General features: G+C 61.8%; 19 protein-coding genes. 11 read left to right on the plus strand and 8 right to left on the minus strand.

The genetic code is table 11. The annotated features are described in order from the left end of the window. Window positions 1–149 precede the first annotated feature (149 nt). Window positions 150–1,289 (minus strand): alanine racemase, encoded by a 1,140-nt coding sequence (gene alr, locus LAC81_RS04305; protein ID WP_223726858.1) that lies wholly within the window; start codon window positions 1,287–1,289, stop codon window positions 150–152. Between the two features lie 149 nt (window positions 1,290–1,438). Between alr and LAC81_RS04310 the strand changes: the two genes are divergently transcribed. From LAC81_RS04310 to LAC81_RS04320, 3 genes are all read left to right on the plus strand, one after another. Continuing rightward, window positions 1,439–2,296, plus strand: a complete 858-nt coding sequence (locus LAC81_RS04310; protein WP_223726859.1) for an AraC family transcriptional regulator — start codon at window positions 1,439–1,441, stop codon at window positions 2,294–2,296. Window positions 2,297–2,420: 124 nt separating this feature from the next. Further along, window positions 2,421–3,074: an AzlC family ABC transporter permease gene (locus LAC81_RS04315; protein WP_223727761.1), complete on the plus strand. Its 654-nt coding sequence runs from the start codon at window positions 2,421–2,423 to the stop codon at window positions 3,072–3,074. Then, complete coding sequence (locus tag LAC81_RS04320; RefSeq protein WP_223726860.1) at window positions 3,071–3,382, plus strand: AzlD family protein; 312 nt, start codon at window positions 3,071–3,073, stop codon at window positions 3,380–3,382. The genes LAC81_RS04315 and LAC81_RS04320 overlap by 4 nt, the downstream gene beginning before the upstream one ends. 106 nt (window positions 3,383–3,488) lie before the next feature. Here LAC81_RS04320 and LAC81_RS04325 read toward each other — a convergent pair whose 3' ends face one another. Next, window positions 3,489–4,991 carry a replicative DNA helicase gene (locus LAC81_RS04325; RefSeq protein ID WP_112995436.1) on the minus strand — a complete coding sequence of 501 codons (1,503 nt, stop codon included), beginning with the start codon at window positions 4,989–4,991 and terminating at the stop codon, window positions 3,489–3,491. Between the two features lie 326 nt (window positions 4,992–5,317). Between LAC81_RS04325 and LAC81_RS04330 the strand changes: the two genes are divergently transcribed. The 3 genes from LAC81_RS04330 to LAC81_RS04340 all read left to right on the plus strand — a co-directional run bounded on the left by LAC81_RS04330 (window position 5,318) and on the right by LAC81_RS04340 (window position 8,589). Next, a complete protein-coding gene (locus LAC81_RS04330) occupies window positions 5,318–5,761 on the plus strand; it encodes a MarR family winged helix-turn-helix transcriptional regulator (protein WP_113536828.1) in 444 nt (147 codons plus the stop codon). A 212-nt stretch (window positions 5,762–5,973) separates the two neighbouring features. After that, the gene (locus tag LAC81_RS04335; RefSeq protein ID WP_235693171.1) at window positions 5,974–7,473 is read left to right on the plus strand and encodes an MFS transporter; all 1,500 of its coding nucleotides are present in this window, start codon (window positions 5,974–5,976) and stop codon (window positions 7,471–7,473) included. Window positions 7,474–7,491: 18 nt separating this feature from the next. Continuing rightward, complete coding sequence (locus LAC81_RS04340; protein WP_223726862.1) at window positions 7,492–8,589, plus strand: HlyD family secretion protein; 1,098 nt, start codon at window positions 7,492–7,494, stop codon at window positions 8,587–8,589. A gap of 146 nt (window positions 8,590–8,735) precedes the next feature. On the opposite strand, the gene rplI is transcribed toward LAC81_RS04340, so the two are convergent. The 6 genes from rplI to LAC81_RS04370 form a co-directional block, all read right to left on the minus strand. Continuing rightward, the gene (gene rplI, locus LAC81_RS04345; protein ID WP_113536830.1) at window positions 8,736–9,311 is read right to left on the minus strand and encodes a 50S ribosomal protein L9; all 576 of its coding nucleotides are present in this window, start codon (window positions 9,309–9,311) and stop codon (window positions 8,736–8,738) included. Window positions 9,312–9,343: 32 nt separating this feature from the next. Continuing rightward, window positions 9,344–10,297: a DUF2232 domain-containing protein gene (locus tag LAC81_RS04350; RefSeq protein WP_223726863.1), complete on the minus strand. Its 954-nt coding sequence runs from the start codon at window positions 10,295–10,297 to the stop codon at window positions 9,344–9,346. A gap of 191 nt (window positions 10,298–10,488) precedes the next feature. After that, complete coding sequence (gene rpsR / locus LAC81_RS04355; RefSeq protein ID WP_025426448.1) at window positions 10,489–10,737, minus strand: 30S ribosomal protein S18; 249 nt, start codon at window positions 10,735–10,737, stop codon at window positions 10,489–10,491. Between the two features lie 26 nt (window positions 10,738–10,763). Next, window positions 10,764–11,210: a 30S ribosomal protein S6 gene (gene rpsF, locus LAC81_RS04360; RefSeq protein ID WP_113536832.1), complete on the minus strand. Its 447-nt coding sequence runs from the start codon at window positions 11,208–11,210 to the stop codon at window positions 10,764–10,766. Window positions 11,211–11,484: 274 nt separating this feature from the next. After that, window positions 11,485–11,997, minus strand: a complete 513-nt coding sequence (locus LAC81_RS04365) for a ClbS/DfsB family four-helix bundle protein (protein WP_223726864.1) — start codon at window positions 11,995–11,997, stop codon at window positions 11,485–11,487. Between the two features lie 19 nt (window positions 11,998–12,016). Further along, window positions 12,017–13,060, minus strand: a complete 1,044-nt coding sequence (locus tag LAC81_RS04370) for an aldo/keto reductase (RefSeq protein ID WP_223726865.1) — start codon at window positions 13,058–13,060, stop codon at window positions 12,017–12,019. Window positions 13,061–13,416: 356 nt separating this feature from the next. Between LAC81_RS04370 and fabD the strand changes: the two genes are divergently transcribed. The 5 genes from fabD (at window position 13,417) to mltG (ending at window position 18,943) form a co-directional block, all read left to right on the plus strand. After that, window positions 13,417–14,361, plus strand: a complete 945-nt coding sequence (fabD, locus tag LAC81_RS04375; RefSeq protein WP_223726866.1) for an ACP S-malonyltransferase — start codon at window positions 13,417–13,419, stop codon at window positions 14,359–14,361. A 39-nt stretch (window positions 14,362–14,400) separates the two neighbouring features. Beyond that, on the plus strand, window positions 14,401–15,138 hold the full coding sequence (gene fabG / locus LAC81_RS04380; protein ID WP_223726867.1) for a 3-oxoacyl-[acyl-carrier-protein] reductase: 738 nt from the start codon (window positions 14,401–14,403) through the stop codon (window positions 15,136–15,138). Between the two features lie 333 nt (window positions 15,139–15,471). Beyond that, complete coding sequence (locus tag LAC81_RS04385) at window positions 15,472–15,708, plus strand: acyl carrier protein (RefSeq protein ID WP_003531676.1); 237 nt, start codon at window positions 15,472–15,474, stop codon at window positions 15,706–15,708. A gap of 216 nt (window positions 15,709–15,924) precedes the next feature. Continuing rightward, entirely contained in the window at window positions 15,925–17,190 is a 1,266-nt protein-coding gene (gene fabF / locus LAC81_RS04390; protein WP_223726868.1) for a beta-ketoacyl-ACP synthase II, read from the plus strand. A 553-nt stretch (window positions 17,191–17,743) separates the two neighbouring features. After that, window positions 17,744–18,943 (plus strand): endolytic transglycosylase MltG, encoded by a 1,200-nt coding sequence (gene mltG, locus LAC81_RS04395; protein WP_223726869.1) that lies wholly within the window; start codon window positions 17,744–17,746, stop codon window positions 18,941–18,943. The last annotated feature ends 95 nt before the right edge of the window (window positions 18,944–19,038 follow it).

Below are 19,038 nucleotides of genomic sequence, written 5' to 3' on the forward strand. Positions count from 1 at the left end.
GACTTTCGAAATCTGGAAAGGTCACCGACGCTCGCGCGCGGCGATACTGCAGTGACGGGAGAATCACTTGTGTCGTCACATAATGCCGCGAAACGCGGAACAAAAGGTGAATTTTAATGAAGCCTGCGGGAAAACGCAGGAAAACCGCGTCAGACGGCGCCGACATAGTTCCTGATGTACCGACGCCCGAGGCTGGTCAGCAACTCATAGCCGATCGTCCCGCCGGCGCGCGCCACGTCGTCGATGGCGATGTTGCGGCCGAAGAGCTCGATGTAATCGCCCGGCCGCGCCGCATCTGTCGGTAGGTCGGTGACGTCGAAGAGGCTGAGGTCCATGGTGACGCGACCCACATGCGGCACGCGCTTGCCGTGCAGGAAACCGAATGCCCCCGATGGCGTTGCCTGCCGCAGAGTCACGCCGCCGCCGGAGACCGAGCGATGGTAGCCATCGGCGTAACCGACCGCCACGGTGGCGATGCGACTGTCCCTGTCGAAGCGGGCGGAAGCGCCGTAGCTCGCCGTGCCGCCAGCCGCGACCTCGCGGATCTGAATGATCCGTGCCTCGGCGGTCACGACCGGGGTCATCGGGTTGGCGATGTCGTTGACCGCTTCGCCGCCATAGACGGCGATGCCCGGTCGGGTGAGATCGAAGTGATAGTCGGGCCCGAGGAACACACCGCCGGAATTGGCAAGGCTGGCATCGACGCCTTCATAGGCGGCCGTCGCTTCGCGGAATCGCCCGAGCTGGTAGGCGTTCAGCGGATGCTGCGGTTCGTCGGCACAGGCGAGGTGGCTCATGATCAGCACGGGAGAGAAGCTTGCGGGTCGCGCCGGGTCGTTGGCAAGCGCCACCGCTGCCTCGACCGTCAGGCCCAACCGGTTCATACCGGTATCGATATGCAGGACGCAGGGGTAGTCGCCGCGCTCGGAAAGTGCTGCCATGAACACGGCAAGCTGCTCATCGGAATTGATGACGGGCACCAGGTCGTTGTCGAAGAAGAACTCTTCGTTTCCCGGCCACATGCCCGCGAGAATGTAGATGCGCCCCTCCGGAACGAGCGGCCGCAGTTCCTCGCCTTCCTCGGCATTGGCCACGAAGAAGTCGCGCGCACCGGCAGCATAGAGGGCAGGGGCTGCTTGATCGATGCCGAGGCCATAGGCGTCCGCTTTGAGGACCGCCGACGCCCGTGCCTTGCCCGAGCGCGCATTCATCGCCCGCCAGTTATCGGCAAGCGCGCGCAGATCGATCGTGAGGCGGTTGGAAGCGGAGAGGAATTCTGGGGGGAGCATGCCGGACACCTTCGTGGACGATCCGAAGAGCAATACAGCCAACGGCGCATGGTCGCAAATGTTCGCCTACCGCACTTTCACGCGAGCTGTGTCTGGAACCGAGCACTTTTGTGCAAGACGGAGCCGCCTCGGCGCATTATGTTTCCCGCATGCAGACGATTTCGCAGGAACAGGCCATCGATGACACGCCGATTGAGGGCGGCGAGCGTACACGCTTCTGGCGGGACGCTCGTTTCATGGGGATGGAATGCCTGACGGCGACCTTCATCACCCATGAATTCGCGCCGCATGCACACGAGACCTTCAGCATTGGCGCCATTGAGGCGGGTTCACAGATCAGCAAGATCAAGGGCGAGCGCTCGGAAGCTGGTCCCGGGGACTTTTACCTGATCAATCCCGACGAAATCCACGACGGTCACCCCGGCGGCAGCGGCTACCGTTACCGCATGGTCTATCCGAGCGCCGATCTGCTGGTGAATATCATAGAGGATGTGACCGGTCGCGCCTTCAGGGGAACGCCGTCGTTCTCGAAGCGTGTTCTGCAGGACCCGGACCTCGCCTTGTCCTTTCATCAGGCGCACCGAACGCTTGAGCTGGCCGGCGGCACGCTCGAGGCCGAAGAAAGAATGTTCGGTGTGCTTGCGGCGATGTTCGAAAGGCACGGCAGTACGATCATCACTCCGATCGAGACGCGCGAGCAGTCCGCCGTGCATCGGGCCCGGGATTTCCTCACCGAGAACTACGCCGACGATGTCGGGCTCGAGGAACTCGCCAAGGTCGCAGGGCTCAGTCGCGCACATCTGATCCGCGCCTTCCGCAAGGAATTCCATATCACGCCGCATGCCTTCCTCACCGACAAGCGCGTTCGTGCTGCCAAGACCTTGCTCAGGCATGGCTGGTCGGCGGTGGATGCCGCCTATCAGTGCGGTTTCGCCGACCAGGCGCATTTCAGCCGCCATTTCAAAGCCCGCACCGGCGTGACACCCGGGGCCTTCCGCGCCGGCTGATCACTTTCGTTCAATACGGGACCTGATGTGCGGTCTAGACGTTCTCCGTTTTCGCATGGGAATGGAGACCGGGACGTTGCAGGAGAGAAGTACATTTCAGGAATTTCGGGCCGCGGCGATGGCGATGACGCCGCTGATCGTCGCCGTCATGCCGATCGGCCTGGTGTTTGGCGCGGTGGCGGCGGGCAAGGGGCTGACACCGGCGGAGGTGACGCTGATGAGTGCGCTGGTCTTTGCCGGTGGGTCGCAGTTCGTCGCCATGGATATCTGGACGCATCCGGCGTCCTGGGCGGCCCTCGGTTTCTCGGCTCTGCTCGTCAACATCCGTCACGTGCTGATGAGCGCCTCGATCGGCGGCAAGCTTCACAGCTTCTCCGGGCCGGCGCGCTATGCGTCGATGCTGCTTCTCGCCGATGAAATCTGGGCGATGGCCGAGATGCGCGCGGGTAACGCCAAGCTGACGCCGGCCTGGTATGCCGGCCTCGCCATTCCCTTCTACTGCGCCTGGGTGCTGACGAGCCTGACGGGGGCAATGCTTGGCGCCTTGCTGGGCGATCCGAAGGTCATCGGTCTCGACTTCGCCTTCCCGGCCGTTTTCATCATTCTGGTCATGGGGTTCTGGAAGGGCCGAGAAACCGGCGCCGTCCTGGCCGCAAGCGCTTGTGCGGCCGTGGTCACGCATCAATTGCTGCCGGGCGTCTGGTATATCGCTGCCGGGGCTGCCGCAGGCGTCGTCGTGGCCATGCTTTCAGGCGGACGCAAGGAGGCCCACGCGTGATCGTCGATCTCAACACATTGCTTGCGATTTTCGCCATGGCGGCCGCGACAATCGCGACCCGTATCGGCGGGCTCGTGCTCATCCGCTACGTGACGATCGGAGAGGGGCAGAAACGCGCCCTTGAGGCCATTCCGCCGGCGGTTCTGATGGCGGTCATCGCTCCGACGGCACTGGTTACCGGTCCGGCCGAAACGATTGCGGCTGCGGCGACGGCCGTTGCTGCAACCAGGCTGCCGCTCCTGGCATCCGTTGCCGTCGGGGTAATTTCGGTAGCGCTATTGCGTCAGGTTTTGGGCGGCGCCTGGTAGATGACGGTGGCGGTTGGCCCCAAGGTTAGGCGGCTTTTCGTGAAGTAGAGCGGGATGGGAAACCGCAAACATTTTCCCATCCCGCTCCGGCCGCCCCCACGGAACGTCAGTGTTCTTCGTATTGGGTGAAGGAGGGATCGGCGAGGTCGGTGAATCGCGTGAATTCCGACTGGAAGGCGAGCTTCACGGTACCGGTCGGTCCGTGACGCTGCTTGGCGATGATCACGTCTGCCGTACCCTTCACCTGCTCCATCTTCATCTTCCACTCTTCGTATTTCGGATCGAACTCGTCGCGCGGCTCCAGGTTCTTCACGTAGTATTCTTCGCGGAACACGAAGAGCACGACGTCGGCGTCCTGCTCGATCGAACCCGATTCACGAAGGTCGGAAAGCTGCGGGCGCTTGTCTTCGCGGCTTTCCACCTGACGGGAGAGCTGTGATAGCGCGATGATCGGAACGTTCAGTTCCTTGCCGAGCGCCTTCAGGCCCGTGGTGATCTGGGTGATTTCCTGTACGCGGTTGTCGCTCGACTTGCCCGAGCCGGTCATGAGCTGGATATAGTCCACCACCAGGCAGTCCAGGCCGCGCTGGCGCTTCAGACGACGGGCGCGGGCGGAAAGCTGGGCGATCGAGATACCACCGGTCTGGTCGATATAGAGCGGCACCTTCTGCATCATCTGCGAGCAGGCCACGAGCTTTTCGAAATCGGCCTCGGAAATATCACCGCGACGGATCTTCGACGAGGACACTTCGGTCTGCTCGGAGATGATACGGGTTGCCAGCTGTTCGGACGACATTTCGAGCGAGTAGAAGCCGACGACACCGCCGTTTCTGGCCTTGAAAGAACCGTCGGCCTGGACTTCGGGTTCGTAGGCGGCTGCGATGTTGTAGGCGATGTTGGTGGCAAGCGAGGTCTTGCCCATGCCGGGGCGCCCTGCAAGCACGATCAAGTCCGAGCGCTGCAGGCCGCCCATGCGGGCGTCCAGCGACAGGATGCCGGTGGAAATGCCGGAGAGGCTGCCGTCGCGCTCGAAGGCAGCGCCCGCCATGTCGATTGCAAGCGCCACCGCGTCGTTGAACGACTGGAAACCGCCATCGTAGCGGCCGGTTTCAGCGAGTTCGAACAGGCGGCGTTCGGCGTCTTCGATCTGGCCCTGCGGCGGCATGTCGAGCGGCGCGTCGTAGGCGATGTTGACCATGTCCTCGCCGATCGTGATCAGCGAGCGGCGAAGCGCCAGATCGTAGATCGCACGGCCATAGTCTTCGGCGTTGATGATCGAAACTGCTTCGGCGGCAAGGCGCGCGAGGTATTGCGCGACGGTCAGGTCGCCGACCTTTTCGTCAGCCTTGAGGAAGGTCTTGATGGTGACCGGGTTCGCTGTCTTTCCCATACGGATGATATCGCCGGCTACCTCATAGATCTTGCGGTGCAGCGGCTCATGCAGATGGACGGGCTTCAGGAAGTCCGAGACGCGATAGAAGGCGTCGTTGTTGACGAGGATCGCGCCGAGCAGAGCCTGTTCGGCTTCAAGGTTGTTCGGCGCCTCGCGATAGTGCTGGTCCACCTGATCCTTGCTGATAGGGGATAGCTTTCGCGCCGCGTCATTCATGTCGTTTTATCTCTGCCTCTATGTGGTGTGGCACCGGTTTGCGATCTACCGCGAGCCGGGTCAAGTGCAGGGGGGACACACTCACAAAGCGTCTCATCAGAGCCTCGCGCTTTTCCCGTTGTTCGACTGATCCACAGGCCAAGTTCACAAAAGCGTAGATTCTCGCCTTCCCACAAAGTTGGACGTTGACGAGCGAATCACCCAACCGGGCTAGGCAAGTGTAGCCCTCTCCCCATTCCGCTCAAATCTCCATCTTGAAAATCGGCAGCGATTGGATTAGATAGAGGCAAAATAATTAGCATGCTAGTAATATGGAAAAGGTATCAATGTATCAGCCGACCGTGAACCGCGAATTGTTCGATGCCCTGTCGCTGCTCAATCGCAAGCTGCGGGCCGTGTTCGATGCTCGGGTGAAGGAGAGGGGGCTGACGCTGTCGCGGGCCCGCGCGCTTTTCGCCTTGACCAAGAAGGATGGCTTGAACCAGCGCGAGCTTGCCGATGAGCTCGATATTGAAACCCCGACTTTGGTGCGCCTGCTCGATGGCATGGAGAAGCAGGGTTTCATCGAGCGGAGGGTCGAGGCCACCGACCGGCGCGCCAAGCAGATCCACATGACCGACTTCGGTCGCTCGGTCGCTGACGAAATCCTCAAACTTGCCGACGAAATCCGAGCCGAAGTGCTGCATGGTATCGATGCGACCGAACTTGCCGTGACCAAGCGTGTGGTGCGGGCGATCGCCGACAACGTTCAGTCCCTGGCGCGGGAGTGACAGCGATGAGCGCAGTCGCGACCGCTGCTGCAAACGACAATCGCGGTGTCGCACCGCTGGAAACAGACGAGGCGAGCGACCTGGAGGAGATTGCTCCCGTCGCACCCGCCCCAGTCCCGGCGCCGGTGCCAGCCCCAGCCGACAAGAGCCTGGCGCTGTCGGCGGTCTATGTCGTCGGTTCCGTTCTTCTGTTCCTGACGCAGGGCCTGGGCATGAACCTGGCGCTGGCCAATCTCACGCAGGTCCAGGGTTCGCTCTCGGCAACCTCCGTGGAGGCTGGCTGGCTTTCGGCGGCGTACATGGCGCCTAATGTCAGCCTGTCGATCGCACTGGTGAAGATTCGCGCCCAATACGGGCTGCGTCGGTTTGCCGAAATCAGCATCGTCGGCTTCGTCATCGTATCGCTGATGAACGTTTTCGTTTCCGATCTGCATTCCGCCGTCGTCGTCCGCTTCATCAGCGGCATCGCGGCTGCGCCGATGTCGACACTCGGCTTCCTCTACATGCTCGAAGCCTTTCCGCCGGCGCGCAAATTGACGGCCGGCCTCGCACTGGCGCTCACCTGCACGACGATCTCCGCGCCGATCACACGACTCATCTCGCCGACCCTGATTGAATACGGCCAATGGCATGCGCTCTACACGCTCGAGATGGCGTTGGCGCTGATCGCGCTGCCGATCATTTATCTTCTGCCGCTGACGCCGGTGCCGCACGCCAAGGTCATTCAGCGCATGGACATTCTGAGCTACCTGCTGGTCGCCATCGCCTTCGGCTGCCTCGCCATCGTGCTGACCATGGGCCGTCTCTACTGGTGGCTCGAAGCACCCTGGCTCGGCGTTCTCCTGGTCGTATCGATCGCGACACTGACGACCGTGGTGCTGATCGAGCTTCATCGCCAGGTGCCGCTGATCGATGTGCGCTGGATCGCCTCGAAGGAGATCATCCACTTCACCGCAGTGTTGTTGATCTTCCGCCTGGTCGCTTCCGAGCAATCGACGATCGCCACGAACTTCTACCAGCAGATCGGCCTCCAGTTCGAACAGGTCGCGACGCTCTATTGGATCATCCTCGCAGCGGCGATTGCTGGCGGTCTGCTCTGTGCCGTGCTGATGAACCCGCAGCATGCGGAGCGCGTGCATATCCTGGCGCTCGGGCTGCTGGCGACCGGCGCTTACCTGGACAGCCAGGCGACAAGCCTGACGCGGCCCGAGCAAATGTATATGAGCCAGGCGATGATTGCGTCCGGCACCGCGCTCTTCCTGCCGCCGGCGATGGCGCGCGGCTTCAAGGCCGCGCTGATGAAGGGGCCGAGCTACATCCTCAGCTTCATCGTGATCTTCCTCTTCACCCAGAGCATCGGCAGCCTGATCGGCTCTGCGGCCTTCGGGACCTTCGTCACGATACGCGAGAAATTCCATTCCAACATTCTGGCCGAGCAGATCGTCCTGTCCAACCCGCTGGTTGCCCAGCGCGTCAACCAGCTCTCCGCCGCCTACAGCAAGGTAATGGGCGACAAGACCTTGCTGAATGGCGAGGGCACCCTGCTGTTGTCGCAGCAGGTGACACGGGAAGCCTACATCCTCGCCTACAACGACGCCTTCCTGCTGGCATCGGCGATCGCGCTTTTCGCGCTCGCGGGCCTGCTCCTGCACATGTCCTGCAACTGGCTCACGCAGAGGCTGACTGGCCCTGCGCCGATACTGGCTGCCTGATCAATCGAGTTGATGACCATGCTGAAGTTCCTTCGCTCCCCAACGACCATCATCGTGCTGCTTGCCGGCATCGCCGGCATGACCCTCGTGCTCTATGCCTGGCGGCTGCCACCGTTCCACAGCTCGGTGGAGATGACGGAGAATGCCTATGTGCGTGGCTATGTCACGATCATGAGTCCGCAGCTCTCGGGTTACGTTGCCGACGTTCCGGTACACGACTACGAGACGGTCAAGGCCGGGCAGCTGCTGGTGAAGATCGACGACCGCATTTATGCGCAGAAGCTGGCCCAGGCCGAAGCGACGCTTGCCGGACAGAAGGCGGCGCTTGCCAATTCCTATCAGCAGGAACTGTCCGCCACGGCCGGCATCGCCGCCAGCGAAGCTCAGCTCGACAGCGCCAAGGCGGCTTTCAATCGGGCGCGCGCCACTTGGGACCGCATTCGCCCGCTTGCCGACAAGGGCGTGTCGACGCGCAGCGACGCCGACCAGGCCCGCGCCGGCTTCGAGCAGGCGAATGCTGCCGTCAACCAGGCCGAGGCAGGCTTGCAGGTGTCGAAGCAGGCTCTGGCAACCACACTTGGTGCCCGCGCCGGATTGCAGGCGGCCGTGACCGGTGCAGAGGCAGCCGTCGAACTGGCGCGCATCGATCTCGAAAACACCCGTATCGTCGCGCCACGTGATGGCAGGCTGGGTGAGATCGGCGCCCGGATCGGGCAATATGTGACGGCCGGATCGCAGCTTCTCGCTCTGGTGCCAAACGACGTGTGGGTGGTCGCAAATTTCAAGGAGACGCAGCTCGATGGCATGAAGGCCGGACAACCTGTCACGATTGAGGTCGACGCTTTGCAGAAGAGCGAGCTGATGGGGCATATCGAGCGTTTCTCGCCCGCAGCCGGTTCGGAGTTCAGCGTGATCCGTGCAGACAACGCCACCGGCAACTTCACAAAGGTGGCCCAGCGTGTCGGCGTTCGGATTGTGGTCGATCCCGGTCAGCCACTGGCCGAAATGCTCACGCCCGGCCTCTCAGTCGTCGTGAGCGTCGACAAGAATGCTCCGGTGCGGACGATGCCGGCTCAGGCGACCAACCGCGCCGTGCCGGTTGCCGCGCGCGGATAGTAAGGCCATCGCAACGTCTTGCGACTTTGACGGCATCGCCTGTCGCGCCGCCTGTGATCGAAGCCGCACCAGGTCGCCGTAGCGCGGCCAAGAAAAAAGCCCGGATCGATGATCCGGGCTTTCGCGATTGGAATGGCCGCTAAGGCTTATTCTTCTTCGCCTTCGAATTCGGCTTCCGGGTTGAAGAAGTCTTCCGGCTTCAGCGCGTCTTCGTCGACGCCGTAGATAGCGTCGGCCGAGGTCAGGCTTTCGCCCTTGGCCTGGCGGCCGGCTTCTTCAGCCGAACGTGCAACGTTGACTTCGACCGAGATTTCGACTTCCGAGTGCAGGTGCAGGGTTACCTGGTGCAGGCCGATCGACTTGATCGGGTGGTTGAGGTCAACCTGGTTGCGGCCGACGTTGAAGCCTTCGGCAGCGAGCGTCTCGATGATGTCGCGGGCAGCAACCGAACCGTAGAGCTGGCCGGTTTCGCCAGCGGAGCGGACGATGATGAAGGACTTGCCGTCGAGCTTTTCGGCAACCTGCTGGGCTTCCGACTTGCGCTCGAGGTTACGAGCTTCGAGCGTTGAACGCTCAGCTTCGAAACGGGCCTTGTTGGCGGCGTTGGCGCGCAGCGCCTTGCCGAGCGGCAGGAGGTAGTTGCGGGCAAAGCCGTCGCGAACCTTTACGGTTTCGCCCATCTGGCCGAGCTTGGCGATACGTTCGAGAAGAATGACTTCCATGTTGGTTTCCTTTCAGTGTTCCAGTTCGTTGGTCAGTTTTTTCCAACCGGCGTGACCGCGATGGTGCGTCGCGTATCGATCAGGCCGGACAGGAGGAAGAAGAATGCCGGGATCGTGAACACGAACACCGACAGGTATGCGATCCACAGCACGGGAAGCCGCCAGGACTTGCCGCGCGTGCGGAAATGGAAGGAGGCGAAACCGGCAAGCAGGAAGCCCGCGCCGAAAGTTCCGCAGATCAGCGCGCCGATCGTTGCGGGTGCGCCGCCGAGGAAGGTGAGGACGAGGCCGCCGAGAAAAATGAAGATCGCGTTGCGGTGCATGCGCAGCGTGGAGGGGATGTCCTCGCGCGGGCGCAGCGATCGGCCCGACATCTGCACGATGCGGGTCGCGACGTAATAGGCGGTAAACAGCATCAGCACCCAGATCGCGCCCTGGACGAGTGGCAAGGCGAGTGTGAAGAGCGACTTGATCTGGGCAATAGCTGTCACGTCCGGATTGTAGCCCGGGTCCTGTGCCTTCACCGCCTGGATGACTATATCGACCATGCGGTCGGAAATGTCGGCGCCATAGCCGACGATGAAGCCGACGATGATCATGCCGACGGTCACGAGACCGGCGAGGTGGCTAAGGATGTCGGAGAGCGGATACCAGGCGAGCGCTTCGTCCGGACCGCCGAGTTCGGAGGCCGGGCGGGCGAGATTGGCGAGGTGGCTAAGCCAGCCGGCCGGAATCAGCGTGACGACGAGAATGAGCAGCGCGAAATAGGGAGAGACGAGCGCGGCAGCGGTGGCGCCCGCGCTGACGATCGCGGTGATGGCCGCAGCATTGCCCCAGCCAAGACCGGCAATCAGGATCGGTAGTGCGGAAGCAGCATAGAGAACGATGGCAAGAGACGACTGCGTATTCGCGCCCATCGACAAGAGGGCGGCGGTAAAGCCGGCGAGAACGCCGGTCAGCAGCGATGTCCTGTTCACATTCGTCACGTTCGCTGTCCTGCTTCGTGCAGTTAGGGGATGGCAAAGCCCGGCCCCAGCATGGGATTTTGGCGCTTTCGCACCGATTCCGATCCGCGCCCACCGCGGAAGGGAGAGAAAGAGGCGCTCACCGAACGGGAGCGCCTCTCCCTTCAAGTCGGTTTCCGCCGAGTCAGTTGACTGACGGAAATCAGCCGTTCTTAGGAAACGACGTAGGGCAGCAGGCCGAGGAAGCGTGCACGCTTGATCGCCTGGGCGAGTTCGCGCTGCTTCTTCTGGGAAACGGCCGTGATGCGGGAAGGAACGATCTTGCCACGCTCGGAAATGTAGCGCTGCAGCAGACGGATGTCCTTGTAGTCGATCCGCGGAGCGTTTGCACCCGAGAAGGGGCAGGTCTTGCGGCGACGGTGGAACGGGCGACGAACCGGAGCGGAAGAAACTTCAGCCATTGTCTTTATCTCCTAAAGCTTCTTGATTACGCGCGGTCTTCGCGCGGACGACGCGGGCGGTCTTCGCGGTCGCCACGGTCCGGACGCGGACCACGGTCGCCGAAGCCACGCTCCGGACGGTCGCCATCGCGGCGCGGACGGTCGTCGCGGTCGCGCTTCTGCATCATGGCAGACGCGCCTTCCTCGTGCTTCTCGACGGCGATCGTCATGTAGCGCAGGATGTCTTCGTTGATGCGCATCTGACGCTCTACTTCGTGAACGGCCGGTGCCGGAGCATCGATGTCCATCAGAACGTAGTGAGCCTTGCGGTTCTTCTTGATGCGGTAGGTGAGGGACTTCAGGCCCCAGTTCTCAACGCGACCGACCTTACCGCCGTTCGCTTCGAGCACGCCCTTGTACTGCTCGACGAGAGCGTCGACCTGCTGCGGCGTGATGTCCTGGCGGGCCAGGAATACGTGTTCATAAAGAGCCATTGTGGCTTGCCTTTCTTGCGTTAATCAGCCCGGACCTCGGCGGCTAAGCCTCAACGACTGTTCTTATGGGCTGCAATGAGCCGGCAAGAAAGTGTTGTATCGAGACGGTCGAGAGCGGAGACACGGGAGGCCGGAATGTCTTTCCATTCCTGACGGCACCCTCGCGGGAAACCGGCCCTCCGTTCAGCCACCAGCCAGAAGACCGGGCATTTCGAACAGCGCGCTTATACGCATTTTTCCGCGGAAGGCAAGGCTTGGTCTGCCTTTTAGATATTTAACCGAGCCCTTGGGCCTTCTTCCATTTGCGCAAACGGCCTGAGGCGTTGGCGTAGGGTGAGGACGTGTTGAACTGAATCATACGGCCAAGGGTCCATTTGCCGTACCACGGCTGGCCGTAGAGCGCATGGTCGTCCCGCGACTCGATCATCGCTTCCAGCGTTTTCTTGCTGCGCCTCAGGCGAGTGAGGAGTTCCGATGCCGAAAGAGCCTGCGAGTCACCGTAGAACTTCTGCGCAAGCTTGCCGAGTTCGTTCCATTTGTATCCGGTTTCGGGAAAGTCGACCGGTTCGCCGCGCTGATCGCGGTCGATCCATTTGACCACGAGTTCACCCCAGCCGATGAGGTAGGCGACGAGGTCGCCGACACTCATCGTGGTGCCCTTGGTATGCGCGTCGAGTGTCGGCTCACGGTACTTGTCGTCAGGAACCTTTTCCAGTTCGCGCATCAGCTTGGCGAACTGGACCTCGATCGCCTTGAGCAGTTCCGCTTTCGTCTGGGGCACGGCCATCGGCGATCGTTTCTCGCCCTCAGATCGGCATGGGGTAGAGACGGTGCAGCCGCCGAATGCCGTTCACGACGTCTTGCGACAACGTGAGGTCAGCGGCGCCGAGATTGGTCTTCAACTGTTCCATCGAGGTCGCACCGATGATGACGGAAGCCATGAACGGCCGCGTCAGGCAGAAGGCGATCGCCATCTGCGCGGGGTTGAGGCCGTGTTCACGTGCGAGCTGGACATAGCCCGCAACCGCCGGCTCCTGGTGTGGCGTGAAGCGGCCGCCGAGATCGCCGTTGATCGATAGGCGGGAGCCCGTCGGCCTCGCGCCGTCCAGATACTTGCCGCTGAGCAGTCCGGCTGCGAGCGGCGAATAGGCGAGCAGGCCTACGTCCTCGTGATGCGACAGTTCGGAAAGGTCGAGGTCATAGGCGCGATAGAGCAGATTGTATTCGTTCTGGATCGATGCCACGCGCGGCAGGCCGTGGCGCTCTGCCATGTCGATCATCTTCATCGTGCCCCAGGCCGTATCGTTGGAAAGGCCGATGGCGCGGACCTTGCCGGCCTTCACGAGATCGCCGAGCTTGTCGAGGATCGCCCGGAGATCGGCGGCGACCTGCGCCTTGTCCTGTTTGGTCGGATCATAGGACCAGGCATTACGAAAATGATAGTGACCGCGGTTCGGCCAATGGATCTGGTAGAGATCCACATAGTCGGTGCGCAGTCGCTCGAGGCTGGCGTCGATCGCCTGGTCGATGCCTTCAGGCGTGGTTGGGCTGCCATTGCGGATATAGGGCCGGCCAGGGCCCGCGACCTTGGTCGCCAGCACCACGTCTTCACGCTTGCCGCGCTTCGTCAGCCATTCGCCGATGATGCGCTCGGTATTGCCATAGGTTTCGGGCGAGAGTGGCGTCGTTGGATAGAGTTCCGCCGTATCGATGAAGTTCACGCCCTTTTCGAAGGCGTGGTCCAGCTGTTCATGCGCTTCGGCGACAGAATTCTGCGAGCCCCAGGTCATGGTGCCCAGGCAGATTTCGGAGACCTTGATGCCGGTGCGGCCAAGCGTGTTGTAACGCATTGAATAAGGATCCTTGTGAAAGACGTGCGTCGACCCTGTGGGAGGAGGATGCGCGCGCCCGGAATGGAGTGATGGCCTCCGCCCCGGAGATCGTCGAAGGGCAGGTCGGCTTGGGCGGCAAACTTACGCCTTGATTGTTGAAGATCAAGGGCAAAAGGCGGTTCCGGCCCGGTTCGGCAGGCCTTGCGCGCTTGACTCGCCGTTCAGGAATGTGAATGGAGAGGAAACCGGAGCGGGGTAATGAAAAGCATGTGCGGTTATCCGCCAGCGTCCCGCTCTAACTCATAAGAACCGATCACTATGATTTTGTGTCGATTCGACCCAAAATCATAGTGATCTAGGGAAGGGACTATCCCATGAGCATTGCATTCACGTTTCCAGGCCAGGGCAGCCAGGCTGTCGGCATGGGCAAGGATCTGGCGGACGCTTTTCCGGAAGCCGCTGCTGTCTTTGCCGAGGTTGACGAGGCGCTCGGCGAGGAGCTATCCGAGATCATGTGGAGCGGCCCCGAAGAAACGCTGACGCTGACTGCGAACGCGCAGCCGGCGCTGATGGCCGTATCGATGGCCGTGATCCGGGTGCTCGAAGCCAAGGGTCTCGATCTCAAGTCCAAGGTTTCTTTCGTCGCCGGCCATTCGCTCGGCGAATATTCGGCACTCTGCGCTGCCGGCACCTTCTCTATCGCCGACACAGCGCGCCTCCTGCGCATTCGCGGCAACGCGATGCAGGCGGCGGTACCGGTAGGCAAGGGCGCGATGGCCGCGATCATTGGCCTTGAACATGCCGATGTCGAAGCCGTCTGCCGCGAAGCCTCGGCCCTCGGTTCCTGTCAGACCGCCAATGACAATGGCGGCGGTCAGCTGGTCATTTCCGGCGAGAAGGCGGCGGTCGAAAAGGCTGCCGCACTCGCCTCCGAAAAAGGCGCCAAGCGTGCGCTGATGCTGCCGGTCTCGGCTCCCTTCCATTCAAGCCTGATGGCGCCGGCCGCCGACGCCATGCGCGAAGCGCTGGCCAAGGTGGAAAAGCGCAACCCCGTCGTGCCCGTGATCGCCAACGTGCTCGCAGCACCCGTTAGTGATGCCGACGAGATCGCCCGACTGCTCGTCGAACAGGTCACTGGTCAGGTCCGTTGGCGCGAGACGGTCGAATGGTTCGCCGCCAACAATGCCACGACGCTTTATGAACTCGGTTCCGGCAAGGTCCTGACCGGGCTTGCCCGCCGGATCGACAAGACTGTCAACGGTATCGCCGTCAACACGCCTGCCGATATCGACACGGCTCTTGCGGCACTGCTCGCGTAAGCCGTCGAAAACGCGCACCAGTTACAAGGAATCAAAGAGATGTTCGATCTTTCCGGCCGCAAGGCTCTCGTCACCGGCGCATCCGGTGGTATCGGCGAGGAAATCGCCCGCATGCTGCACGCCCAAGGTGCGACCGTCGGCCTGCACGGCACGCGCGTCGAAAAGCTGGAAGCGCTCGCCAATGAACTTGGCGATCGCGTACAGCTCTTCCCGGCGAACCTTTCCGACCGTGCCGAAGTCAAGGCGCTCGGCGAAAAGGCCGAGGCTGAACTCGGCGGCGTCGATATCCTCGTCAACAATGCCGGCATCACCAAGGACGGGCTCTTCGTGCGCATGAGCGACGAGGACTGGGACAGCGTTCTCGAGGTCAACCTGACCGCAGTCTTCCGCCTGACGCGCGAACTCACCCATCCGATGATGCGCCGCCGTTTCGGCCGCATCGTCAACATCACCTCGATCGTCGGCGTCACCGGCAACCCGGGCCAGGCGAACTACTGCGCCTCCAAGGCCGGTATGATCGGCTTCTCCAAGTCGCTGGCCCAGGAGATCGCGACGCGCAACGTCACCGTCAACTGCGTCGCTCCGGGCTTCATCGAAAGCGCGATGACCGGCAAGCTCAACGACAAGCAGAAAGACGCGATCATGGGCGCGATCCCGATGAAGCGCATGGGCACCGGCGCGGAGATTGCGTCCGCCGTCGCCTATCTCGCGTCGAACGAGGCCGGCTACGTCACCGGCCAGACGATTCACGTCAATGGCGGCATGGCCATGATCTGATCCGGTTCCCGGGATATGTCGCCCGTCGAGATTGTGCGGCGGGTGATATTCACCGTCCCGGGATACCGCCTGCCAAATGCCTGAAATTCAATGTTGAGCAAGCGAATGTCAGGCATTTTCGGACTTTGCGGCAGACTTAAACCGTGTTAATCGGGCCATGACTGTTAGCAGTCGACCGGTCCCGCCAGGTGTCCGGCAGCCTTGGCTGCCCTGGGTTTGCCGCAGTTCCGGTTGGATGGATTGCCGGGTAGGCCGTCTTGGTCTATCAGGCTTACATAAGAGTACCGGTGCCGGAATAGGCGCCCACAGAAACGAAGGTCGAGGAACTCCGACATGAGCGATATCGCAGAACGCGTAAAGAAAATTGTTATTGATCATCTTGGCGTCGACGCCGAAAAGGTCAGCGAAGGCGCAAGCTTCATCGATGACCTCGGCGCGGACTCGCTCGACACCGTCGAACTGGTCATGGCTTTCGAAGAAGAGTTCGGCGTTGAAATTCCGGACGACGCTGCTGACTCGATCCTGACTGTCGGCGACGCCGTCAAGTTCATCGAAAAGGCTCAGGCCTAATATCTGAGCGGCTAAGGCCGTAGACGGGCCGCCTAAAGCGGCCCGTTTCAGCCCAGGGAAGTGGGCTGTCCCGCATTTGCGGGTTTCGATCAGCAAGCGTTTCCCGCTTTTCCCCCTGGTCGTGAATAAGAACCTTAAAATAGATGCCCGGATCGGGTTCGTCACACGTGGTCCGATCCGGCTCTGAAGTTGAAAAGTCAGGGTGGGTCGCGGACTATGAGACGTGTCGTTATCACCGGTACCGGCATGGTATCTCCCTTGGGTTGCGGAACTGAGGCGACGTGGGCGCGCCTGCTTGCAGGGCACAATGCTGCGCGCAAGGTAACCGAATTCGAGGTCGAGGACCTTCCTGCCAAGATCGCCTGTCGCATTCCCTTCGGTGACGGCACCGACGCAACCTTCAATGCCGACGACTGGATGGAGCCGAAGGAACAGCGCAAGGTCGATCCGTTCATCGTCTACGCGATGGCCGCTGCCGACATGGCGCTGGCCGACGCCGGCTGGAAGCCGGAGAACGACGAGGACCAGATCGCCACCGGCGTCCTGATCGGCTCGGGCATTGGCGGTCTCGAAGGCATCGTCGAAGGCGGCTACACGCTGCGCGACAAGGGTCCTCGCCGTATCTCGCCGTTCTTCATTCCCGGTCGCCTCATCAACCTCGCCTCGGGCCAGGTGTCGATCCGCCATAAGCTTCGCGGCCCGAACCACTCGGTCGTCACCGCCTGCTCGACCGGCGCGCATGCGATCGGTGACGCCAGCCGCCTGATTGCGCTCGGCGACGCCGACGTCATGGTTGCCGGTGGTGCGGAATCGCCGATTTGCCGTATCTCGCTCGCGGGCTTTGCCGCCTGCAAGGCGCTGTCCACCCAGCACAACGACAACCCGGAAAAAGCCTCGCGCCCCTATGACGTCGACCGTGACGGCTTCGTCATGGGCGAGGGCGCCGGCGTCGTCATTCTCGAAGAGCTCGAGCACGCAAAGGCGCGCGGCGCGAAGATCTATGCGGAAGTCGTCGGTTACGGCCTGTCGGGAGATGCCTTCCACATCACCGCTCCGTCGGAAGACGGTGACGGCGCCTATCGCTGCATGCAGATGGCGCTGAAGCGTGCGGGTCTGACGGCTGCCGATATCGACTACATCAACGCCCACGGCACCTCCACCATGGCCGACACGATCGAGCTTGGAGCCGTCGAGCGCCTGGTCGGCGAGCACGCGTCGAAGATCTCGATGTCTTCGACCAAGTCGGCAATCGGTCACCTGCTCGGCGCTGCCGGTGCTGTCGAAGCGATCTTCTCGGCGCTGGCGATTCGCGACAACATCGCGCCGCCTACGCTCAACCTCGACAATCCGTCCGTCGAAACGAAGATCGACCTTGTGCCGCACGTCGCGCGCAAGCGCGAGATCAACGTCGCGCTGTCGAACTCCTTCGGCTTCGGCGGCACGAACGCTTCGCTGGTCCTGCGCCGCTACACCGGCGCCTGATCGTCGGCGATCTCTCATCGCGGACAATCATCGGATCGACAAACAGTCGGTCCGATGATCCTGCTTTTGCCGCATTGCTCGTTACAAGCATGTTTTGGGAGGATGCGTCGTCAATCGCGGCGCTTGCCGACCGCTATGTTCGCGCAAGGCCTATCTGTCAGATTGCCATTTAGCTATTGCCGGGAACATGTTCGCCCAGGGATTGCCGAGGGTGCGCGTTCCGAACAGCTGCATGTCTCCTATCCGATTCAAGGATAAAACAGGCAGTCATTTAGAGTGTTACAGAGGCCTAGGCCCGTCCTATAAGACGTGTGGTTCTGTAAAGTGTCGGGCGCCCGCCGCGTTCTCTTGAATGGACGGTGAACCGACACATTTCTGTGGTTCTTGGGTGCCAATGCGCCGTGCCGCAGGTCTATTGTAGTGAAGACTGCGGAACGCCGCCCGCCAGGTCGGCGCCGTTTGTGAAATTGACATAAGCCTGCCGCGGTCCAGTCCGAAATTCGCACCGGGGCAGGAAGAGAATGAGGCTGCGAATTTCGGGTTCGGGATAATCGTGAGCGACTCAAACGACAACGGCGCGGCGCAATTCGGCCGCAATGAAAACGCGAGCAACGGACCGATCATTCCGAAATCGGCGAACGAGGCGCTACGCCCGGAGAAAGTGCCCCAGCCCCCGAAGCGGTCGCGCAAGGCACGCAGCCAGGTGGTGATTTTCCTCAACTTCGTGATGACCATCATCGTCTTTGCGGCACTGGCTGCGGCCGGCACGGTCTATTATGCGATGCATCAGTATGAGAAGCCGGGTCCGCTACAGGCAAATCAGAACTTCATCGTCAGAGGCGGTGCCGGCATGAGCGAGATCGCCAGCGGTCTCGAGCGCAGCAACATCATTACCGATGCGCGCGTTTTCCGTTTCGTTTCGGAGGCCTATCTCGACAACGAGACGCTGAAGGCTGGCGAATACGAGATCAAGGCCGGCTCGTCGATGCAGGACGTGATGCAGCTTCTGAAGTCGGGCAAGTCGATCCTCTATTCCGTTTCTCTGCCCGAGGGGCTCACCGTCAAGCAGATGTTCCACAGGCTGGCCGACGATCCGGTCCTGGTTGGCGATCTGCCGAGCGAGCTTCCGGCGGAAGGTTCGTTGATGCCCGATACCTACAAGTTCACGCGCGGCACCAAGCGCGGTGAGATCGTCCAGCAGATGGCTTCGGCCCAGAAGGTCCTCGTCGATCAGATCTGGGAGAAACGTGATCCGAACCTGCCGGTCTCGACGGTCGAGGAACTCGTGACGCTGGCGTCGATCGTGGAGAAGGAAACCGGCCGCGCCGACGAGCGGCCGCGGGTCGCTTCCGTCTTTATCAACCGGCTCGACAAGGGCATGCGGCTGCAGTCCGACCCGACGATCATCTACGGCATTTTCGGCGGCGACGGAAAGCCGGCCGACCGGCCGATCCTGAAGTCCGATATCGACAAGCAGACTCCCTACAACACTTACATCATCAAGGGCCTGCCGCCGACGCCGATCGCCAACCCGGGCCGTGCGGCGCTGGAAGCGGTCGCCAACCCTTCGCGCACGCCGGAACTCTACTTCGTCGCAGATGGTACGGGCGGCCATGTCTTCGCCGAGACCCTGGACGAGCACAACGCAAACGTAAGGCGCTGGCGCAAGGTGGAAGCCGAGAAGGCGGCAGAGGCGGCGAAGGCCGCTGCGGATGCGGCAACCGCCGAACCGGCAGCAGCACAGCCGCAATAAACGCCTGCATTGTGGACGGTTAGATCACGGCGCGGATATCCCTTGCGGGATGCCGCGCCGTCGCCTTATTGCTTCTGCTGAAACACTACGGAGGT

The organism is Ensifer adhaerens, from assembly GCF_020035535.1.
In the GTDB taxonomy this organism is placed as follows: Bacteria; Pseudomonadota; Alphaproteobacteria; order Rhizobiales; family Rhizobiaceae; genus Ensifer.